This is a genomic window from Pseudomonas sp. R9.37 (genome assembly GCF_963878885.1).
Lineage (GTDB): Bacteria > Pseudomonadota > Gammaproteobacteria > Pseudomonadales > Pseudomonadaceae > Aquipseudomonas.
The window spans coordinates 206,337-224,954 of record NZ_CAWNZA010000048.1 but is presented as its reverse complement, the minus strand read 5'-3'; the positions used below and the strand labels follow the sequence as shown (position 1 = coordinate 224,954).

The following is an 18,618-nucleotide window of genomic DNA, read 5'->3' as shown; positions in this document are numbered from 1 at the left end:
ACATGCGTTTGATCATCGTCAGCGGCCGTTCCGGCTCGGGTAAAAGCACCGCACTCAATGTCCTTGAAGACAACGGCTTCTATTGCATCGACAACCTGCCCGCCGGCCTGCTGCCGGAATTGGCCGAGCGTGCGCTGATTCATACTGAGTTGGCGCAGCCGTTGGTTGCCGTTTCAATTGATGCCCGTAATCTGCCCAGCCACCTCTCGCGATTTCCTGAATTGCTCGAAGAAGTGCGGGCCAAGCACATCAATTGCGACGTGCTGTACCTGGATGCCGACGAAGAGACGCTGCTCAAGCGCTTCTCCGAAACCCGTCGACGCCATCCTCTGAGCAGCCCTCACCGCTCGCTGGCCGAGGCCATTGAGGACGAGACCACGCTGCTGGGGCCGATCATCGACCTCGCCGATCTCAAGATCAACACCACCGGCCTGAACTTGTATCAGCTGCGCGACGCCATCAAGCTACGCCTGCTGAATCAACCAGAGCCCGGCACGGCATTTCTCGTCGAGTCGTTTGGCTTCAAACGAGGCATGCCGGTCGATGCCGACCTGGTGTTCGACGTTCGCTGCCTGCCCAACCCTTACTGGAAGCCGGAGCTGCGTGATCAGTCCGGGCTGGATCAGCCGGTGGCCGAGTACCTGGCTGCGCAACCGGACGTCGAAGAGATGTTCCAGGACATTTCCAGCTACCTGCTTAAATGGTTGCCACGTTTTGCCGCGAGTAATCGTGCCTATGTCACTATCGCCATCGGCTGCACCGGCGGCCATCATCGTTCTGTCTACCTGACTGAACGCCTGGGCCAGGTGCTGCAACAAACCCTCAAGAACGTCCAGGTTCGCCACCGCGACCTTAGCTGAAAGGAACACCTGCGCGATGCCCGCTTTGGAAATCGAAATCATCAACAAGCTGGGCCTGCACGCTCGCGCTTCCGCCAAATTCGTCGGTGTGGCCGGGCAGTTCCCCTGTCAGATCCGGGCTGGGCGCACGCCCGAATCCATGGTCGACGGCAAGAGCATCATGGCCATGATGATGCTGGCTGCCGGCAAGGGCACCAGGATTCACTTAAAGACTGAGGGTGAGCAAGAACAGGAAGCGATGGACGCTCTGGTAAAGCTGATCAATAACTTCTTTGACGAAGGCGAATAACCGCGTCTAGGCACTCGGCTTGTTGGCAGGACGCCCTCAAGCCTTACCTTCACCGGGCGACCGTCACCAAGCCTGGCCTGTGATAGTGGGCTGAGGTTTATCCCAGAGCAGTATCCATCACCATCATCAAACAGAACCCGATGCACAGCCCCAGGCTGGCAAGCTTTTCGTGACCATTGCGGCGCGATTCGGGAATCACTTCGTGCGTCACCACGAGCAACATCGCCCCAGCTGCCAGCGCGAGCCCCAGCGGCAACAAAATTTCCGCCAGGCTCACCAGCCAGGCGCAGAGCACCGCAAATACCGGTTCGACCAACCCTGACGCAGCGCCGATCAGGAACGCTTTGGTCCGCGACATCCCTGCCCCGGCCAAGACCAGTGCAATCACTAGACCTTCCGGAACATCCTGCAGGGCGATGCCCATGGCCAGGCTGTCGGCATCCGGCATGCCGCCACCCGCGGAAACACCTACGGCCATGCCCTCCGGAATGTTGTGGGCAATGATGGCAAACACGAACAACCAAATACGCGGTGGAATCACCGGCTTGTCCGGCGTGCCCACCAGCATTTCCGGGCTGGCGCCGGAGACCTTGCAGTCAACCAGGTACAACCCGAACGCACCGAGCATGATGCCGAAGCTGATCAAACCACTGGCTCCCCAAGGCGATAGCCCAAGACCTTCAGCGGCCGCAATACCCGGCACGATCAGCGAAAAGGCCGTCGCCGCCAACATCACACCGGCGCCAAATCCCAGCAAGGTATCGCTGAGCGCCACTGGCATCCGACGAATCACCAGCACCGGGACTGCGCCCAGTGCCGTGCCAAGCGCGCAGATCGCCCCGCCCTGCAAGGCACGCAGGATGCGCGGTTCCAGATCCAGCCAGGCCAGCCCGTGGGCCACCAGCAATGCAGTACCTGCCAATAGCAGCAGCGAACCAAACGCATAGCGAAACATTCGTCCGCTGCTGATCGCCAGTGTTTCAGTGCCCATAGTCGGCCTTAGATCTTGTTATTGGATGAATATCAGGCCAAGGCGGCCTGGTAGCGTGCGGCGACTTCCGGCCAGTTGATGACGCTGTAGAAGGCGTTGATGTATTCCGGGCGGCGGTTCTGGTAGAGCAAGTAGTAGGCGTGCTCCCAGACGTCCAGGCCGAGGATCGGCGTGTTGCCGTTCATCAGTGGGCTGTCCTGGTTGCCGCTGCTCTCGACCACCAGAGTCTTTTGTGGCGTGACGCTCAACCAGGCCCAGCCGCTGCCGAATCGGGTCAAGGCCGCCTTGGTGAAGGCTTCCTTGAAACTGTCGAAGCCGCCCAGTTGGGTCTCGATCGCTGTGCCTAGTGCACCCTCGGGTTTGCCGCCGCCTTTGGGCGACATCACCGCCCAGAACAACGAATGGTTAGCGTGACCGCCACCTTGGTTGATCACCGCGGCGCGAAGTTTTTCCGGCAGTTGCTGGACGCTGGAGACCAGCTTTTCAACCGGCCAGCCCGCAAACTCGGTGCCCTCGACCGCTGCATTCAGGTTGTTGATGTAGGTCTGGTGATGCTTGGTGTAGTGGATTTCCATGGTCTGCGCATCGATATGCGGCTCCAGGGCATCATAGGCGTAGGGCAAAGCAGGCAAGGTGTAGGACATATCAATGTGCTCCGTAGTAGGGACTGTTGCGGGTCGACGCTTGCGGTTGCGCCGCAGTGCCACCCAGCAAGCGATGGGTCCGCGGGTATTCGCCGTGATCACTGATGAAGTTCAACAGTTCGACGTAGGTCTTGCTGCTCTGGCGCAGCGCCGCCTCGCGCAATTGCGGGCTCAGGCGCGGGTCCTGCATGGTCTGCAACAGGCGTTGGTGGATAGCGCACAGGTATTCCGCGCTTTCCTCGGGCTGGTTCAGGCGCAGGTGCAAGTCCGCCAGGTTGTGGTGGGAGATGACGCAAGCCGCCACTGCTTCGTCGGCATCCGCCCAGCGCTCGAATAACACTTGAGCCAGGGCCAGGGCTTGCAAATAAGCCTCGCGAGCGTCAACCAATTCGCCCTGCATAAAGCAGCGATTAGCTCGTTCGATCGTGCGTTTCCAGTGATCCATGGTGAGCCTCCAAAGCAGAGTCGGTGATTACACGCCGCCGGCCGTGAGCTTTTCAGGATCCAGCAGGATCTCGAGTTGGCTACGTGACAAGTCGGTGTACTCAAGGGCGACATCCATTACCGGGCGGCCTTGCTGGTAGGCCTTCTTGGCAATTTCAGCGGCTTTTTGGTAACCAATGATCGGGTTGAGGGCCGTGACCAGGATCGGGTTGCGCGACAGCGCTTCCTTGAGCTTGGCCTCGTTGACTTTGAAGCTGGCGATGGCCTTGTCCGCCAGCAATCGGCTGGAATTAGCCAGCAGTTCGAGGCTGCTGAGCAGGTTTTGGGCAATGATCGGCAGCATCACGTTGAGTTCAAAGTTGCCGGACTGGCCCGCAACAGTGATCACGGTGTCATTGCCGATGACTTGCGCAGCAACCATGGCAGTCGCTTCGGGGATCACCGGATTGACCTTGCCAGGCATGATCGAAGAGCCCGGCTGCAAGCCCTCCAGTTCAATTTCACCCAGGCCTGCGAGCGGTCCGGAGTTCATCCAGCGCAAGTCGTTGGCAATTTTCATCAGCGAAACGGCGGTGGCTTTCAACTGGCCGGAGACGGCCACGGCGGTGTCCTGAGAGCCAATCAACGCGAACAGGTTCTTGCCCGGTGTGAATTTCACGCCGGTCAGGGTGCTCAGTTGCAGGCTGAAACGCGCAGCGAATTCCGGGTGTGCGTTGATCCCGGTGCCGACCGCCGTGCCGCCCTGAGCCAGGGCTTGCAAGCTCGGCAGCAAGTCCTGCAGGTGACCGATATTGGCTTTGAGTTGTTGTGCCCAGCCGTTGAGCACTTGGCTCATACGCACCGGCATGGCGTCCATCAAGTGGGTGCGTCCGGTTTTGATGAACGGGTGGACCTCCTCGGCCTTGCGTTCGATCACCTGCACCAAGTGCAGCAAGGCCGGCAGCGTTTGCTCGTGCAGCACCAATGCGGCGCTGACGTGAATGGTGGTCGGGATGATGTCGTTGCTGCTTTGGCCGCAGTTCACGTGGTCATTGGGGTTGACCGCCTCGCCCAGCAAACGGCTGGCGAGGGTCGCGATCACTTCGTTGGCGTTCATGTTGGAGCTGGTGCCGGAACCGGTCTGGAAGATATCCACCGGAAAGTGCGGCATGTAATCACCTTCCAGCAAACCCTGGGCGGCATCGACGATGGCTTTGCCTTGCCCTTCACTGATCTGTTTGAGGTCGACGTTGACCTTAGCCGCGGCGGCCTTGGCCAGAATCAGGGCGCGAATGAATTGCGCTGGCATACGCAGGTTGCTGATCGGGAAGTTGTTCACCGCGCGCTGGGTTTGCGCGCCATACAAGGCCCCGGCAGGCACTTGCAGTTCGCCCATGCTGTCGCGTTCGATACGGGTGTTACTCATCGGAAGATCCTTGCACCAGGTCAGAAACGGAAAGGGAGGGCAGCAATTCGCAGGTCGCCAATTGCCAGGCAAAGGTCTGCCAGCGCTTGAGGCGGCAGGCACAGTGAGAGAGTTTTTCCAGGTCACGCAGCGGGCGCCACGCCTGGTCCAGGCATATGGATCGCCAATGCCAGGGCAAGGCGACATCGCTGGCGGTGTCGATCAACAAACGGAATGAGGTTTCAGCGATCGTCCACGGATGGGTCGCGGTGCAGCACGCCAGGTATCGACCCTCACTGAGGTAATGTTCGATCAGGCGAGGTTCATTGGGATCGAGGCCGCAGCGAATCTGACGACTCATCCAGCGCCAGCTTTCCAGGTACGGATCCTCATGCAGGACAGAACTCATGATCCACACTCATTCGGTAATGATATTTATTATTAAATGATATTGAGAATCAAAACAAGGGTGGCACGTGAATCCAGCCGTGACGCGAGCATAAAAAAGGCGCGCCATCTGTAGGATGGCGCGCCTTTTTTGAGACGTTGAGTGTTTAGCTGCCGGCGACGGTCATCCGCTCGATCAACACCGACCCCGTGCGAATATTGCTGCGCAGCTCCAAATCGTTACCGATGGCAACGATCTGCTTGAACATGTCGCGCATGTTGCCGGCGATAGTCACTTCCTGGACAGCGAACTGAATCTCGCCGTTTTCCACCCAGAAACCGGCGGCGCCGCGGGAATAGTCACCTGTCACCATATTCAGGCCACTGCCCATCAATTCAGTCACCAGCAGGCCGCGGCCCATGCGACGCAGCAGCGCAGCCTGGTCTTCATCGCCATGGGTCACGAACAGGTTGTGCACGCCTCCGGAGTTGGCCGTGCTCGGCAGACCCAGCTTGCGACCGGCGTAAGTGCCCAACACGTACGAGACCAGCTCGCCCTTCTCGACGAACGGCTTGGCATAGGTCGCCAGGCCGTCACCGTCAAAGGCGGAACTGCCCATGGCACGCATCAGATGAGGACGCTCATCGATGGTCAGCCACTCAGGGAACAACTTCTGGCCGATTGCACCCTCAAGGAACGAGGACTTGCGGTACAGGTTCCCACCGGAAATCGCCCCCAGGAAGCTGCCAAACAGGCCGCCGGCAAGTTCGGCCGAGAACAGCACCGGCACTTCACATGTCGGCACCGGACGCGCACCCAAACGGCTCGCCGCGCGCTGTGCAGCGCGCTGACCAATACTGACCGGGTTCGCCAGCAATTCACCCTGGCGGCTCACGTCGTACCAATAATCACGCTGCATCTGGCCATCGGCTTCGGCGATCATCACGCAGCTCAAGCTATGGCGAGTGGAGGCGTAACCGCCGATAAAACCGTGGCTGTTACCGTAAACACGGCAACCCTGATGGGTGCTCAGGGTGGTGCCATCAGCATTCTTGATACGGGGATCGGCATCAAATGCCGCGGCTTCGCAGATCAGCGCTTGCTCGATAGCCTGCTCAGGCGTGATGTCCCAGGCGTGAAAGAGGTCGAAATCCTTCAAGTCCTTGGCCATAAGCGCTTTGTCGGCCAAACCCGAGCTTTCATCTTCGGACGTGTGCTTGGCAATCGCCAATGCAGCAGCGACAGTTTCGCGTATCGCTTCCGGCCCGCTGGCTGACGTACTCGCCGAGCCTTTGCGCTGCCCCGAATACAAGGTGATACCAAAACCCTGATCGCGATTGAATTCGACAGTTTCCACTTCCCGCTGGCGCACCGACGTCGACAGCCCCTGCTCCAGCGATACGGCCACTTCACAGGCACTGGCACCCTGGCGCTTGGCTTCGGCAAGGATCTGCTCGACTTGTTCCTGCAGTGCCGGTAACGCTTGCGGACCGACGCTTTGGGCTGCACTCATGGTTTTCTCCACTCAAATTCTGCTTTCGGTTAAGGCCATCGAGCGACCGGGCCGGACAAGCGGCCCCCGACTGGTTATCATGGCGGCGTTTCTTTGCGGACTGCCACCATGGTTGATTCTTACGACGACTCCCTCGATGGGGAGAAAAGCAAAACCCAGGTCAAACGCGAGCTGCATGCTCTGGTCGACCTTGGCGAGCGCCTTACAACGCTCAAGCCGGATTTGGTTGCAAAACTGCCACTGACCGACGAAATGCGCCGGGCCCTGGCGGATGCGCCTAAGCACACCGCGAATATCGCGCGTAAACGGCACATCATGTTTATCGGCAAATTGATGCGCGATCAGGACACTGACGCCATTCTGACTTTGCTCGATCAACTCGATGCCTCCACTCGCCAGTACAACGAACGCTTCCATAACCTGGAACGTTGGCGTGACCGCCTGATTTCGGGCGATGACGCTGTACTGGAGAAATTTGTGGTGGACTACCCGGACGCGGACCGCCAGCAACTGCGCTCCCTGATCCGTCAGGCCCAGCACGAACTGGCGCAAAACAAGGCTCCGGCCACCAGCCGTAAAATTTTCAAGTACATCCGTGAGCTGGACGAGACTCAACGCGGCCTGCGCTGATCCTCTTCCCCGGGTGGCGTTCTGCGCCACCCGAAGCTCCACCGCTTACGACCCCGTGCCACCCACGGTGATCGCATCAATCTTCAACGTTGGCTGGCCAACGCCGACCGGCACCGACTGCCCATCCTTGCCGCACGTGCCCACGCCGCTGTCCAGCGACAGGTCGTTACCGACCATCGACACCTTGCTCATGGCTTCCGGCCCGTTACCAATCAACGTCGCCCCTTTGACCGGCGCGGTAATCTTGCCGTCTTCGATCAGGTACGCCTCGCTGGTGGAGAACACAAACTTGCCGCTGGTGATATCCACCTGGCCGCCGCCGAGGTTCGCGCAGTAGATCCCGCGTTTGACCGAGGCGATGATTTCCGCCGGATCGCTTTCGCCACCGAGCATGTAGGTGTTGGTCATACGTGGCATCGGCAAGTGCGCGTAGGACTCGCGGCGACCGTTACCGGTGCGCGCCACGCCCATCAGGCGCGCATTGAGTTTGTCCTGCATGTAGCCCTTGAGCACACCGTTTTCAATCAGCGTGGTGCACTCGGTCGGCGTGCCTTCGTCGTCAACGCTCAACGAACCACGGCGACCCGCCAAGGTGCCGTCGTCGACGATAGTGCACAGCTTGGACGCGACCATCTCGCCCATGCGCCCACTGTAGGCCGAACTGCCCTTGCGGTTGAAGTCACCCTCCAGGCCGTGGCCCACCGCTTCGTGCAGCAAAACCCCGGACCAACCCGAGCCCAATACCACCGGCAAGGTACCGGCCGGTGCAGGAATGGCTTCCAGGTTAACCAGCGCCTGGCGCAGCGCCTCGCGGGCGTAGCCCATGGCGCGGTCATCGGAAAGGAAATACCGGTAGTCGGTACGCCCGCCGCCGCCATGGCCACCGCGCTCGCGACGACCATTCTGCTCGACGATCACACTGACATTGAACCGTACCAGCGGCCGTACATCCGCCGCCAGCCCACCATCGGTGGACGCCACCAGAATGCGTTCCCACACACCGGCCATGCTCACGGTCACTTGCTGTATGCGCGGGTCGAGGGCACGGGTGGCGGCGTCGATACGCTTGAGCAAATCGACCTTTTCCGCACGACTGATCACTTCCAGAGGGTTATCCGGCGCGTACAACTGCGCCACGTCCTGAGTACTGAACGCCTGCACCGTGCCGTTCTGGCCCGCGCGGGAAATCGAGCGCGCTGCGCGTGCCGCCAGACCCAGTGCTTCAAGAGTGATGGCATTACTGTAGGCAAACCCGGTCTTTTCACCGGATTGCGCACGCACGCCCACGCCCTGGTCAAGGTTGAAACTGCCTTCCTTGACGATGCCGTCTTCGAGGGCCCATGACTCGGAAATCTGCCCCTGGAAATACAGGTCCGCCGCGTCGATGCCTGGCCCGGCCAGGTCGCCGAGCACGGTTTGCAAGCTTTCGATGGTCACGCCACCGGGTGCCAGGAGGTGTTCACTGACTGAGGACAACAACTCGCTCATAGGTTTGGCCTTAAATTCATCGTTCCGAAGCAGGTCGCTGCGCGCCCTGCGAGAAAAAGCGCCGATGGTTGACCACCGGCATGCGCGTCCGTATCGACGCTTGTTCACTGCTATCGCGTTCGGCCAACAACACCGCTTCGCCTTGATCCTGTTGTGTCAGCACGCGCCCCCAAGGGTCGACAATCGCTGCGTGGCCAAAGGTTTCCCGTGGGCCTGGGTGTACGCCGCCCTGAGCAGCTGCCAGCAAGTAGCACTGGGTTTCAATGGCTCGCGCCCGAATCAGCACATCCCAATGTGCAGCGCCCGTCACCGCGGTAAAGGCCGAGGGCGCGGTAATCAATTCAGCCCCCGCCGCACGCAATTCGCTGTACAGCTCGGGGAACCTCAGGTCGTAGCACACCGTCAGGCCCAATCGCCCCACCGGCGTGTCCGCTATCACTACATTGCTCCCGAAAGCATAGTCGTCAGATTCGCGATAACGACCCCGCGCATCTGCTACATCCACATCGAACAAGTGCAGCTTGTCGTAACGGGCAACGATTTCGCCCTGATCATCGATCAGCAGCGAGCAAGCGTTGGACTTGGCGTTGGGTTGGTCCTTGGGCGGCAACGGCAAAGTACCGGCCACTATCCATAAGGTGAGGTCGCGAGCGGTCTGTTTCAACCACGGCAGGATCGGGCCTTCGCCCAAAGCTTCGGCGCGGCCGAGATCGGCTACGTCACGGCGGCCCATGGCGGCGAAGTTTTCCGGCAGTACCGCCAGCTTCGCGCCGCCCGCCGCCGCTTGCTCCAGCAAGCGCCTGGCCTGGGCCAGGTTGGCCAGAACATCGCTCTGGCTGACCATTTGAATTACCGCAAAGGACATAGGCCGACACTCCGTAAAGGGCATGCGGCCATGCTACTCCACAGCCTCTCAGTTTGGTTTTTCAAATGGCTTGTCGAAGGTGATTTTTGGATCCTTCCAAGGCCCTTGCACCTTGTACTGCACGCTGGCGAAGCGCGAAACACGATCGCCAATCAACTTGTCGATCAGGAATAACGCGCCACCAATGGCCGGTGCCCCGACAATCAAAGCGGCAATCGGCAGGTTATTGGTCACCGGCAACGTGACCAGCAGCTTGGCGTCGACGCGGTCGGCTACCAGGTCCAGCGTGCCATTGAGCTCCAGGTTGGTGGAAGGCCCGGTCATGGTGATGGGTTCACGCGTCACAAACACGCCATTGCTGGCCGCGAGCAAGCCTTTGACCCGGTCATAGCTCAAGCCTTTGCCAAGCAAGTCCGAGAAGTCCAGACGCAAGCGGCGCCCGATGGAGTTGAAGTTCAGCAAGCCAAATACCCGCAGAGCCTGCGCGCCACCTTCGACCTCAACGAACTGGCCTTTGCGGAACGCTGCATCCAGGCTACCGGAGAAGCGCTTGGGACCGACCCAAGCCGGCGAGCCCGGCCAACGACCGTCCACATCCAGATGGAAGTCCTCACTGGTTACCGTCGGCGCAAACCCCCAGCCTTTGAGCACATCGGCGATGTTCTTGCCGTCCAGGCGACCTTTGTACCAACTGCTGCTGTTACCCGGCGCGCCTTCCCAACCACCAGCGCCGTTGAGCTGCATGCCTTTGAGGCCAAGGTCCAGATTGTTAAAGGCCAGGCCTTTGGCCGTCGGCCGTACTTTCAGTGACCAGGCGCCCACCAAGTCCGGCCCCTGGAACAGTTGATTGATGGAGATATCCAGCGCTGGGATATCCTTGGGGTCGATATCCGCCAACGGGTCGGGCGCGTTTTCGTCGGCCTGTGCTTTCGGATCCACCGCCGGCAATTTCACGTACTGCAGGTTGATCGCAATAGGCGCGCCCTTGGCATCCGGAAGGTTCACAGCACCTTTGGCTTGCTGACTGTCGAACTGCAACCCCCATGCGGACGGTTTGCGATCGAGTTGCAGGTTGACCTGGTCAAATTGGGTACCAAAACCGCTCAACTTGCCCACCTTGAAATCAGCACCGCTGAGCAGTTGCTTGGCATTGCCGCCTGGGTCATTGCCGGCGTAACGGTCGACCAGTTTCTTCCAAGGGTCTATATCCAGCTCCGACAGCACGCCACGAATGCGCAAGCCTTTGGCAGCCGGCAGCACGGCATCGCCGTCCCCCAGAAACAACTCCCCGCGACCCTCATTGAATTTGTCTGGAGGCGACGCAAAGGTGAAGCTCGCCAGCTCGCCATAATCGAACCAGTAGCGGCGCTCAGCCCCCTGCAAGGTCATGCGGAACACGCTGTCGCGCCCCTGGCTGGCGGGCATGCCGAACGGTGCGGGCAGGTCGACTGCTACGCCTTTCATGTTGGAACTGACCATCAGTTGGCTGTCGGCACCGTCCAGTGTCACTTGCAATTGGTAGGGGATATCGCCGGACACCGGCAGCGGTTGGCTAATTTTCAACCAATCCGTCAAGCGCTTAACCGTGACCTGCCCTTTGGCGGTGATACGCGTGCTGATATTGCCTGGTTTGCCATCGGCAATGATCTGCGCGGTGATCGGACGATCAAACGCCTGGGCGGAGATGTTCTGGCCACTCAGCCCCTTGGTGCTGTCAAAGCGGAAATCGCCCTTGAGCTGGCTCAAGTCCAGAGTCGGCTCGGCCAATTGCAGGCGAGACTTGTCGGTCTGAAAATCCACCACAATCTTGGGTTCGGTGCCTTTGACCAGCGGAATATCCAGGTCCAGCTTGCCTTGCAGGTCGCCCTCGCCTTTCCAGCCGGCAAACGTCGAGCCGGTGCCGATCGGCGCTTCCTGAAGGATCTTCAAGCCATCCCCCAGGCCACCCGCGAATCCACCGGTGATCAGCAGATGACTGTCTTTACCGGCTGGCGCGTGAGGAATATTGACGTAGACGTCCTTGACCTTGGTGTCGAGCAATTGGCCCTTGCTCGCCAGGATGCGCACGCCGCTCTCCTCGACAAACACTTCACCATTGACCTTGCTCACATGCGGCCAGCCTGGCTGGAACGCCAGTTCGGCATCGTGCACCTTGAAAAACAGGCTGATATTGCGTGCAGCCGGCAGCGCGTCATGGTTCAGCGAACCTTGGTACTGGAAGAAACCTTGGTCAACCGCGCCTTTGAGGATCGCTGTGCGCAACCACTCATCCAGCGACGGGCTCAATACCGCCGGCAAATACTTGGGTGTAAAACGGCCATCGCCATCGACCATGCCGACCCGCAGGTCCATATAGTCTTCCTGGCTGTGATCGAAATGCAGGCGAATCAGGAAGTCTGCCGCAACCTTGCCTTCTTCGCCGAGCACCTTGATGTAGGGGGCGATCAGGGTGAAACCTTCTTTATCCAGCTTCCACGTCAGGCGTGCATTGGCCTGGATGTATTGCCACGGCTTGGCAAAAATCGGGTACAGGTGCAAGGAGAAGTCCTTGCTGTCCATGCGCAACTCACCGTGCCCCAGGTCGCCGCTGATACTGCCGGACACGTTGCGCGCAGCCGGCGCGCCGAAGTAGGCATCAAACCCGATGCGCTCGAGGTTGGCGGCAAAACTGACCTTCTGATCGCTCGTGTCCTGGGGACGGAAATCCACCAGCACGTTGCGCAGCATGCCAGTGGCCTTGAGGTGCTCGACGGCTTTTGCAAAGCCTTCCGGCAGGGGCGCCAAGGCATTCAGCAGCGGCGTAATAGGCGTGAGGTCAAGGCGGTCGGCCTGAAGTTTCCAGACCTCCAGATCCTTGTCGGTAGCCAGGCTCTGCTGCAATTGCAGGCGCGACTCCCAGCGCGTGTCACCGATGTTCATTGCCAACGAGTCAAACAGCACATTGAGGCCGCTCTCACTGCGTTGCAGGTAAGCCGTGAGGGCAAGGTTTTCGATATGGACCGGCTTGCGGTCGGCGTAGCTGCCTTTCAGCTGGGGTGAGTTGAGACGCGCCACCGCGCTTTGCACGGTGCCTTTGGCCCAGGTCAGCCAGAATTCGCCGCCGGCCTTGAACTGCGTGACTTTCCATTGCTGGGTCAGCCTGCCGGGTATCCATTTGGCCCAGTCGCTTTGCGGAAGGCTCAGGTAAGCCTGGACCTCACCGTCTTTCCAAGCGCTGGCGCGAATACGTGTACGCAGGTTGACAGCCAGTGGCTGGCCATCCGGCAGGGTCAGGCGGGCATCGAGGCGCTGGCGAGTGGCGCCGGTGTGCAGGCTGAGGCCCACGTAAGTCAGGGTCAGCGGCGCCTGGCCGAACGGTTGCAGCGTGACCTGGCTATCGAGCAACGACACGCGCTTGACCATCTGCATGCGCGTCAGCAACTGCTCAGGGTCCAATGGCTGATCGTCCTGTACCGGCAGGCCCTGGAGCGCCCAGTGGCCGTCCTTGTCTTCCTTGACGCTCAACTGCAGCCCGCTGACTTCCAGGTGGGCTATGCGCACTTCGCGGGCCATCAGGCTGGCCCAGATATCCGGCACCACTTCAACCTGGTCCAGGCGCAAGGCACTGCTGCCCTCGCCGACCATCACGTCGTGAGCCAGCAACACGGGAGCGAAACCGCTCCAGCGGCCTTCAAGGCTGCCGATTTGCACGGGCATGTCCACCGCAGCCTGAGCCTTGGCTTCGATTTCGGCGCGGTATTCAGCCACCAGCGGGGTCAATTCACGACCCAGGCTCACGTACACCGCAGCCAACACCAGCACCAAGGCACACAAGCCCAGGCCCCAACGGGTCAAAGCGGCAAAAAAGCGTATCAGACGCTCCATGTCAGGCGACCCTCAAAGCAGTTGACGGACGGCAGATCAAGGTCTGCCGTTCTCGAAGAAATTAAGCGATTGGGGATCAGAGCAGCACCACGTCATATTGTTCCTGGGAATACATGGTTTCGACCTGGAAGCGAATCGTGCGCCCGATAAAACCCTCCAGCTCGGCGACGTTACCAGACTCTTCATCGAGTAACCGATCGACGACTTTCTGGTTGGCGAGCACTCTATAACCTTCGGCCTGATAGGCGCGTGCCTCCCGTAGGATTTCGCGGAAAATCTCGTAGCAAACCGTTTCCGGGGTCTTCAGCTTGCCGCGCCCCTGGCAGCTGCTGCAGGGTTCGCAGAGCACTTGCTCAAGGCTTTCGCGGGTGCGCTTGCGGGTCATCTGCACCAGGCCCAGCTCGGTGATGCCGATGATGTTGGTCTTGGCGTGATCGCGCTCCAGTTGCTTCTCGAGGGTACGCAGCACCTGGCGCTGGTGCTCTTCGTCTTCCATGTCGATGAAGTCAATGATGATGATGCCGCCCAGGTTGCGCAGGCGCAGTTGGCGGGCAATCGCGGTGGCGGCTTCAAGGTTGGTCTTGAAGATGGTCTCTTCGAGATTGCGGTGGCCGACAAACGCGCCGGTATTGACGTCGATGGTGGTCATGGCTTCTGCCGGGTCCACGACCAGGTAGCCGCCGGATTTGAGCGGTACTTTGCGCTCCAGGGCTTTCTGGATTTCGTCTTCGACACCATAAAGATCGAAGATCGGCCGCTCGCCGGGGTAGTGCTCCAGGCGGTCGGCAATTTCCGGCATCAATTCGGCGACAAATTGTGTGGTGCGCTGGAAGGTTTCCCGCGAGTCGATGCGAATTTTCTCGATTTTCGGGCTGACCAAATCGCGCAATGTACGCAGCGCGAGGCCAAGGTCTTCATAGATCACGCTCGGCGCGCCAATGGTTTTGATCTGAGCGCCGATCTGGTCCCACAGGCGCCGCAGGTATCGGATATCCATGAGAATTTCATCGGCGCCGGCGCCTTCTGCGGCCGTGCGCAGGATGAAACCACCTGCTTCCTTGATGCCCTCGGCAGCCACACAATCGCTGACCACCTTTTTAAGGCGCTCACGCTCGGCTTCGTCCTCGATTTTCAAAGAAATACCGACATGCGCAGTGCGCGGCATGTACACGAGGTAACGCGAAGGAATCGACAGTTGAGTAGTCAGCCGCGCGCCCTTGGAACCGATCGGGTCCTTGGTGACCTGCACCACCAGGCTCTGCCCTTCGTGTACCAGCGCGCTGATGCTTTCAACCGCAGGGCCTTCGCGCAGCGAAATTTCCGATGCATGGATAAACGCGGCGCGGTCCAGGCCAATGTCGACAAATGCCGCCTGCATGCCTGGCAACACGCGCACCACTTTACCTTTATAGATATTGCCGACAATGCCGCGCTTCTGGGTGCGCTCGACGTGCACTTCTTGCAGAACACCGTTCTCTACCACCGCCACGCGCGATTCCATCGGCGTGATATTGATCAGAATCTCTTCACTCATGGCTGGGTCTCGTTCAGGCGTTTTCACAATAGTGACCGATCGCTTAAGGCTTGGCGCTGGGATACGGCGTTCAGCGCACGGTAAGGTTTTGCCAACAGGGTATGCCGAATTGACCAAGCAGTTGCGCGGTTTCGCACACGGGTAGGCCTACCACGGCGGAATAGCTGCCATTGAGCCCGGCGACAAACACCGATCCAAGCCCCTGGATAGCATAGCCGCCTGCCTTGTCCTGAGGTTCGCCGCTGTGCCAGTAGGTTGTAGCCTCCTCGACAGAAATAGCGCGAAAACGTACCCGGCTGCTTACACATCGAGTTTCGCTGCGCTCGCCGTCGGTGACAGCAATGGCGGTGAGGACGTCATGCTCGCGTCCCGACAGGGCCATCAACATCGCCAGGGCGTCGGCCTGGTCCACCGGTTTGCCAAGGATCTGACCATCAACGATCACGGCCGTGTCGGCGCCCAGCACGCAGGCGCCGGCAGTCTTTTCAAGCGCAGCAAAACCCGCCGTGGCCTTGCCGTGCGCAAGGCGCTCGACGTAGGCAACAGCGGATTCGTTTGTAAGAGGAGTTTCATCAATGGCGGCGCTGACCACGGTGAAAGGCACACCGATCTGCGTCAACAGTTCACGCCGCCTTGGGGAGCCCGAGGCCAGATAAAGCGAATTCATTGCAGACTCTCCCTGTAGGGTTCGATAACCAGGCAGAGCCTCGCAATCCATTCAATTGATTTTATAGCGGCGACGTAAACCACGTAGACCGAAGCTGACCCAAGGCCACAGCAACGCACTGACCAGGGCCGGCAATACCAGGGCCAGGGTCGGCTGGCGGTTACCGGTCAATGCGCTGAGCCACAGTTGCACCAACTGCGCCAGGCCGAAGATCACCAGGATCACCAGGCACTGCTGCCACATCGGGAACATGCGCAACCGCTGCTGCAATGACAGCACCAGGAAAGTAATCAGGGTCAGGATCAGCGCGTTCTGGCCAAGCAAGGTGCCATAGAGCACGTCTTCCGCCAAGCCCAGGCACATCGCTGTGACCATGCCTACCTTATGCGGCAAGGTCAGCGACCAGAACGCCAGGAGCAAGGCGAGCCAGAGCGGTCGCAGGATTTCCATGAATTGCGGCAACGGCGAAACGCTGAGCAGCAAGCCGATGGCGAATGTCAGCCAGACGATCCAGCCATTGCGCGAATGCGTACCGGCCATTATTCCTCCCTCTGCCGCGTGGTTGCCGGCGCTGCGGCCGCTGGTCGGGTTGCCGGCGTGGCAGGCGGTTTAGCCGCTGGCGCTGTAGCGGCTGGCGTCGCGGCCGGTGGCTTGGTCGCAGCCGGTTTGGCTGGGCGGGCGCTGTGGGCCGCAGGTTTGACAGGCGTCGCCACTGGCGCGACCGGGGTCGCGGCAGGTGCAGGTGGCCCCACAAAGGCTGGTTTTGGCACCGTGGCAGGAATGACCGGCGCGGTGCCGTTCTGCTTGTCTTCTGCTTCCTGCGCCTGGGCAGCGTCGTTGGCACGCTCTTCGGGCGTACGGTTGTCGCTGAACACCAGCAGCAGGTAACGGCTGCGGTTCAAGGCAGCCGTCGGGACCGCACGCACAATGGCGAACGGCTGGCCGGAATCGTGGATGACTTCCTTGACCGTCGCTACCGGGTAACCCGCGGGGAACCGCTGACCCAGGCCGGAACTGACCAACAGATCGCCTTCCTTGATGTCGGCAGTGTCGGCCACATGACGCAACTCAAGACGCTCCGGGTTACCGGTACCGCTGGCAATCGCACGCAAGCCGTTGCGGTTGACCTGCACCGGAATGCTGTGGGTGGTGTCCGTCAGCAGTAACACGCGCGAAGTGTAGGGCATCAGCTCGACCACCTGGCCCATCAGGCCACGGGCGTCGAGCACCGGTTGGCCCAGGACCACGCCGTCGCGCTCACCCTTGTTGATGATGATGCGATGGGTGAAGGGATTGGGGTCCATGCCGATCAACTCGGCCACTTCGACCTTCTCGTTGACCAATGCCGAAGAGTTAAGCAACTCGCGCAGCCGAACGTTCTGCTCGGTGAGGGCCGCCAGCTTTTGCATGCGCCCCTGCAAGAGCAGGTTTTCGGTCTTGAGTTTTTCGTTCTCGGCGACAAGCTCAGTGCGGCTGCCGAACTGGCTGGCCACGCCCTGATAAAGCCGTTGCGGCAGGTCGGTGATCCAGTAAGTCTGCATCAACACCAGCGACATCTGGCTACGCACGGGCTTGAGCAGTGCAAAGCGGGCATCGACCACCATCAGCGCGACCGAAAGCACGACCAGCACCAATAAGCGCACGCCCAATGAGGGGCCTTTGGCGAAAAGCGGTTTAATAAGCCGCTCCTCCCGGGCAAATGTTCTCTTTATTCATACGGCATCAAACCGGCCTGGATGCAGATTGAAGAAGATAAACGCCAACAGGCAGCACTGCAAAGTGCTGCCTGCGGGCGAAGCATGAACCATTCCGGCAATCTTATTCGCTGGAAAGCAGGTCCATGGTGTGTTTATCCATCATTTCCAGTGCACGGCCACCACCACGGGCGACGCAGGTCAGCGGGTCTTCGGCGACGATCACCGGCAGGCCTGTTTCCTGGGCCAGCAGCTTGTCGAGGTCGCGCAGCAAGGCGCCACCACCGGTCAGCACCAGGCCACGCTCGGCGATGTCGGAAGCCAGCTCCGGAGGCGATTGCTCCAGGGCGCTCTTCACTGCCTGAACGATGGTGGCCAGGGACTCTTGCAGAGCTTCCAGCACTTCATTGGAGTTCAGGGTGAAAGCACGTGGAACGCCTTCGGCCAGGTTGCGACCGCGAACATCAACTTCGCGCACTTCGCCGCCCGGGTAAGCGGTGCCGATTTCCTGCTTGATGCGCTCGGCGGTGGATTCGCCGATCAAGCTGCCGTAGTTACGACGCACATAGGTAATGATCGCTTCATCGAAACGGTCGCCGCCTACGCGCACGGATTCGGCATACACCACACCGTTCAGGGAAATCAGGGCGATTTCAGTGGTACCACCACCGATATCCACCACCATCGAACCGCGCGCTTCTTCGACCGGCAGGCCGGCGCCGATAGCGGCAGCCATAGGCTCTTCGATCAGGAATACTTCGCGGGCACCGGCGCCAAGGGCCGATTCACGGATGGCGCGACGCTCAACCTGGGTGGACTTGCATGGAACGCAGATCAGCACACGAGGGCTGGGCTGCAGGAAACTGTTTTCGTGAACCTTGTTGATGAAGTACTGCAGCATCTTCTCGCAGACGCTGAAGTCGGCGATCACGCCGTCTTTCATCGGACGAATGGCAGCGATGTTGCCTGGTGTTCGGCCGAGCATGCGCTTGGCCTCGGTGCCAACGGCAACGACACTTTTCTGATTACCGTGGGTCCGAATGGCCACAACCGATGGCTCATTCAGAACGATACCGCGCTCGCGCACGTAAATAAGGGTGTTGGCAGTGCCCAGGTCAATGGAAAGATCGCTGGAAAACATGCCACGCAGTTTCTTGAACATGGGGAAAGGACCCTAGGCAACGCGTGGGTAAAAAAGTGCGGCAAACTCTAACAACGACAGGGATTTTGGGCAAGGCGCCAATGTGCTAAATTGGCCGACTTTCTGTGCACCAACCCCCACAATCGCGGCCATATGACCGTAGAAATGCGGTAGTGTTCCGACAATCTAACACACGGACGCCCTCCGTTCTGTTTTCCACTG

At 60.0% G+C, this 18,618-nt stretch carries 17 protein-coding genes; 3 read left to right on the top strand and 14 right to left on the bottom strand.

What is annotated here, in order from left to right; all coding sequences use genetic code 11:
* The first annotated feature begins 2 nt into the window (after positions 1 to 2).
* Both rapZ and AACU78_RS27080 read left to right on the top strand, forming a co-directional pair.
* Entirely contained in the window at positions 3 to 860 is an 858-nt protein-coding gene (gene rapZ / locus AACU78_RS27085) for an RNase adapter RapZ (RefSeq protein WP_106578677.1), read from the top strand.
* A 16-nt stretch (positions 861 to 876) separates the two neighbouring features.
* On the top strand, positions 877 to 1,149 hold the full coding sequence (locus AACU78_RS27080) for an HPr family phosphocarrier protein (RefSeq protein ID WP_106578676.1): 273 nt from the start codon (positions 877 to 879) through the stop codon (positions 1,147 to 1,149).
* A 97-nt stretch (positions 1,150 to 1,246) separates the two neighbouring features.
* Here AACU78_RS27080 and AACU78_RS27075 read toward each other — a convergent pair whose 3' ends face one another.
* The 6 genes from AACU78_RS27075 to pmbA all read right to left on the bottom strand — a co-directional run bounded on the left by AACU78_RS27075 (position 1,247) and on the right by pmbA (position 6,513).
* Positions 1,247 to 2,140 carry a ZIP family metal transporter gene (locus AACU78_RS27075; RefSeq protein ID WP_106578675.1) on the bottom strand — a complete coding sequence of 298 codons (894 nt, stop codon included), beginning with the start codon at positions 2,138 to 2,140 and terminating at the stop codon, positions 1,247 to 1,249.
* Positions 2,141 to 2,172: 32 nt separating this feature from the next.
* Entirely contained in the window at positions 2,173 to 2,784 is a 612-nt protein-coding gene (locus AACU78_RS27070) for a superoxide dismutase (protein ID WP_106578674.1), read from the bottom strand.
* Position 2,785: 1 nt separating this feature from the next.
* A complete protein-coding gene (locus AACU78_RS27065; RefSeq protein WP_106578673.1) occupies positions 2,786 to 3,229 on the bottom strand; it encodes a hypothetical protein in 444 nt (147 codons plus the stop codon).
* A gap of 27 nt (positions 3,230 to 3,256) precedes the next feature.
* Complete coding sequence (locus tag AACU78_RS27060; protein ID WP_106578672.1) at positions 3,257 to 4,633, bottom strand: class II fumarate hydratase; 1,377 nt, start codon at positions 4,631 to 4,633, stop codon at positions 3,257 to 3,259.
* Positions 4,626 to 5,021: a FagA protein gene (locus tag AACU78_RS27055; RefSeq protein WP_106578671.1), complete on the bottom strand. Its 396-nt coding sequence runs from the start codon at positions 5,019 to 5,021 to the stop codon at positions 4,626 to 4,628. Before AACU78_RS27055 ends, AACU78_RS27060 begins: the two co-directional genes overlap by 8 nt.
* Positions 5,022 to 5,166: 145 nt before the next feature.
* Positions 5,167 to 6,513 (bottom strand): metalloprotease PmbA, encoded by a 1,347-nt coding sequence (gene pmbA, locus AACU78_RS27050; RefSeq protein ID WP_106578670.1) that lies wholly within the window; start codon positions 6,511 to 6,513, stop codon positions 5,167 to 5,169.
* A 108-nt stretch (positions 6,514 to 6,621) separates the two neighbouring features.
* Between pmbA and yjgA the strand changes: the two genes are divergently transcribed.
* Entirely contained in the window at positions 6,622 to 7,143 is a 522-nt protein-coding gene (gene yjgA, locus AACU78_RS27045; protein WP_083360139.1) for a ribosome biogenesis factor YjgA, read from the top strand.
* Between the two features lie 45 nt (positions 7,144 to 7,188).
* Here the strand turns inward: yjgA and tldD are convergent, their stop codons facing one another.
* The 8 genes from tldD to mreB form a co-directional block, all read right to left on the bottom strand.
* Positions 7,189 to 8,631 (bottom strand): metalloprotease TldD, encoded by a 1,443-nt coding sequence (tldD, locus tag AACU78_RS27040; protein ID WP_106578669.1) that lies wholly within the window; start codon positions 8,629 to 8,631, stop codon positions 7,189 to 7,191.
* 16 nt (positions 8,632 to 8,647) lie between these two features.
* Positions 8,648 to 9,496 carry a carbon-nitrogen hydrolase family protein gene (locus tag AACU78_RS27035; RefSeq protein WP_106578668.1) on the bottom strand — a complete coding sequence of 283 codons (849 nt, stop codon included), beginning with the start codon at positions 9,494 to 9,496 and terminating at the stop codon, positions 8,648 to 8,650.
* A gap of 48 nt (positions 9,497 to 9,544) precedes the next feature.
* Positions 9,545 to 13,360, bottom strand: coding sequence for a YhdP family protein (locus AACU78_RS27030; protein WP_106578667.1), 3,816 nt, complete (start codon positions 13,358 to 13,360; stop codon positions 9,545 to 9,547).
* 76 nt (positions 13,361 to 13,436) lie between these two features.
* Positions 13,437 to 14,894: a ribonuclease G gene (rng, locus tag AACU78_RS27025; RefSeq protein WP_010213134.1), complete on the bottom strand. Its 1,458-nt coding sequence runs from the start codon at positions 14,892 to 14,894 to the stop codon at positions 13,437 to 13,439.
* A 70-nt stretch (positions 14,895 to 14,964) separates the two neighbouring features.
* Complete coding sequence (locus AACU78_RS27020) at positions 14,965 to 15,561, bottom strand: Maf family protein (RefSeq protein WP_106578666.1); 597 nt, start codon at positions 15,559 to 15,561, stop codon at positions 14,965 to 14,967.
* 51 nt (positions 15,562 to 15,612) lie between these two features.
* Entirely contained in the window at positions 15,613 to 16,101 is a 489-nt protein-coding gene (gene mreD, locus AACU78_RS27015) for a rod shape-determining protein MreD (RefSeq protein ID WP_017138250.1), read from the bottom strand.
* Positions 16,101 to 17,240, bottom strand: coding sequence for a rod shape-determining protein MreC (gene mreC / locus AACU78_RS27010; protein WP_106578665.1), 1,140 nt, complete (start codon positions 17,238 to 17,240; stop codon positions 16,101 to 16,103). The genes mreD and mreC overlap by 1 nt, the downstream gene beginning before the upstream one ends.
* Before the next feature lie 139 nt (positions 17,241 to 17,379).
* Positions 17,380 to 18,417, bottom strand: a complete 1,038-nt coding sequence (gene mreB / locus AACU78_RS27005) for a rod shape-determining protein MreB (RefSeq protein WP_002555108.1) — start codon at positions 18,415 to 18,417, stop codon at positions 17,380 to 17,382.
* Positions 18,418 to 18,618 lie beyond the last annotated feature (201 nt).

What these genes read in the sequence shown, in the direction of transcription:
- tldD (WP_106578669.1), bottom strand. Translation starts at nt 8,631, where the DNA reads ATGAGCGAGTTGTTGTCCTCAGTCAGTGAACACCTCCTGGCACCCGGT.
- AACU78_RS27065 (WP_106578673.1), bottom strand. Translation starts at nt 3,229, where the DNA reads ATGGATCACTGGAAACGCACGATCGAACGAGCTAATCGCTGCTTTATG.
- AACU78_RS27070 (WP_106578674.1), bottom strand. Translation starts at nt 2,784, where the DNA reads ATGTCCTACACCTTGCCTGCTTTGCCCTACGCCTATGATGCCCTGGAG.
- mreB (WP_002555108.1), bottom strand. Translation starts at nt 18,417, where the DNA reads ATGTTCAAGAAACTGCGTGGCATGTTTTCCAGCGATCTTTCCATTGAC.
- AACU78_RS27080 (WP_106578676.1), top strand. Translation starts at nt 877, where the DNA reads ATGCCCGCTTTGGAAATCGAAATCATCAACAAGCTGGGCCTGCACGCT.
- mreD (WP_017138250.1), bottom strand. Translation starts at nt 16,101, where the DNA reads ATGGCCGGTACGCATTCGCGCAATGGCTGGATCGTCTGGCTGACATTC.
- rapZ (WP_106578677.1), top strand. Translation starts at nt 3, where the DNA reads ATGCGTTTGATCATCGTCAGCGGCCGTTCCGGCTCGGGTAAAAGCACC.
- AACU78_RS27075 (WP_106578675.1), bottom strand. Translation starts at nt 2,140, where the DNA reads ATGGGCACTGAAACACTGGCGATCAGCAGCGGACGAATGTTTCGCTAT.
- AACU78_RS27060 (WP_106578672.1), bottom strand. Translation starts at nt 4,633, where the DNA reads ATGAGTAACACCCGTATCGAACGCGACAGCATGGGCGAACTGCAAGTG.
- rng (WP_010213134.1), bottom strand. Translation starts at nt 14,894, where the DNA reads ATGAGTGAAGAGATTCTGATCAATATCACGCCGATGGAATCGCGCGTG.
- AACU78_RS27035 (WP_106578668.1), bottom strand. Translation starts at nt 9,496, where the DNA reads ATGTCCTTTGCGGTAATTCAAATGGTCAGCCAGAGCGATGTTCTGGCC.
- AACU78_RS27020 (WP_106578666.1), bottom strand. Translation starts at nt 15,561, where the DNA reads ATGAATTCGCTTTATCTGGCCTCGGGCTCCCCAAGGCGGCGTGAACTG.
- pmbA (WP_106578670.1), bottom strand. Translation starts at nt 6,513, where the DNA reads ATGAGTGCAGCCCAAAGCGTCGGTCCGCAAGCGTTACCGGCACTGCAG.
- AACU78_RS27055 (WP_106578671.1), bottom strand. Translation starts at nt 5,021, where the DNA reads ATGAGTTCTGTCCTGCATGAGGATCCGTACCTGGAAAGCTGGCGCTGG.
- AACU78_RS27030 (WP_106578667.1), bottom strand. Translation starts at nt 13,360, where the DNA reads ATGGAGCGTCTGATACGCTTTTTTGCCGCTTTGACCCGTTGGGGCCTG.
- yjgA (WP_083360139.1), top strand. Translation starts at nt 6,622, where the DNA reads ATGGTTGATTCTTACGACGACTCCCTCGATGGGGAGAAAAGCAAAACC.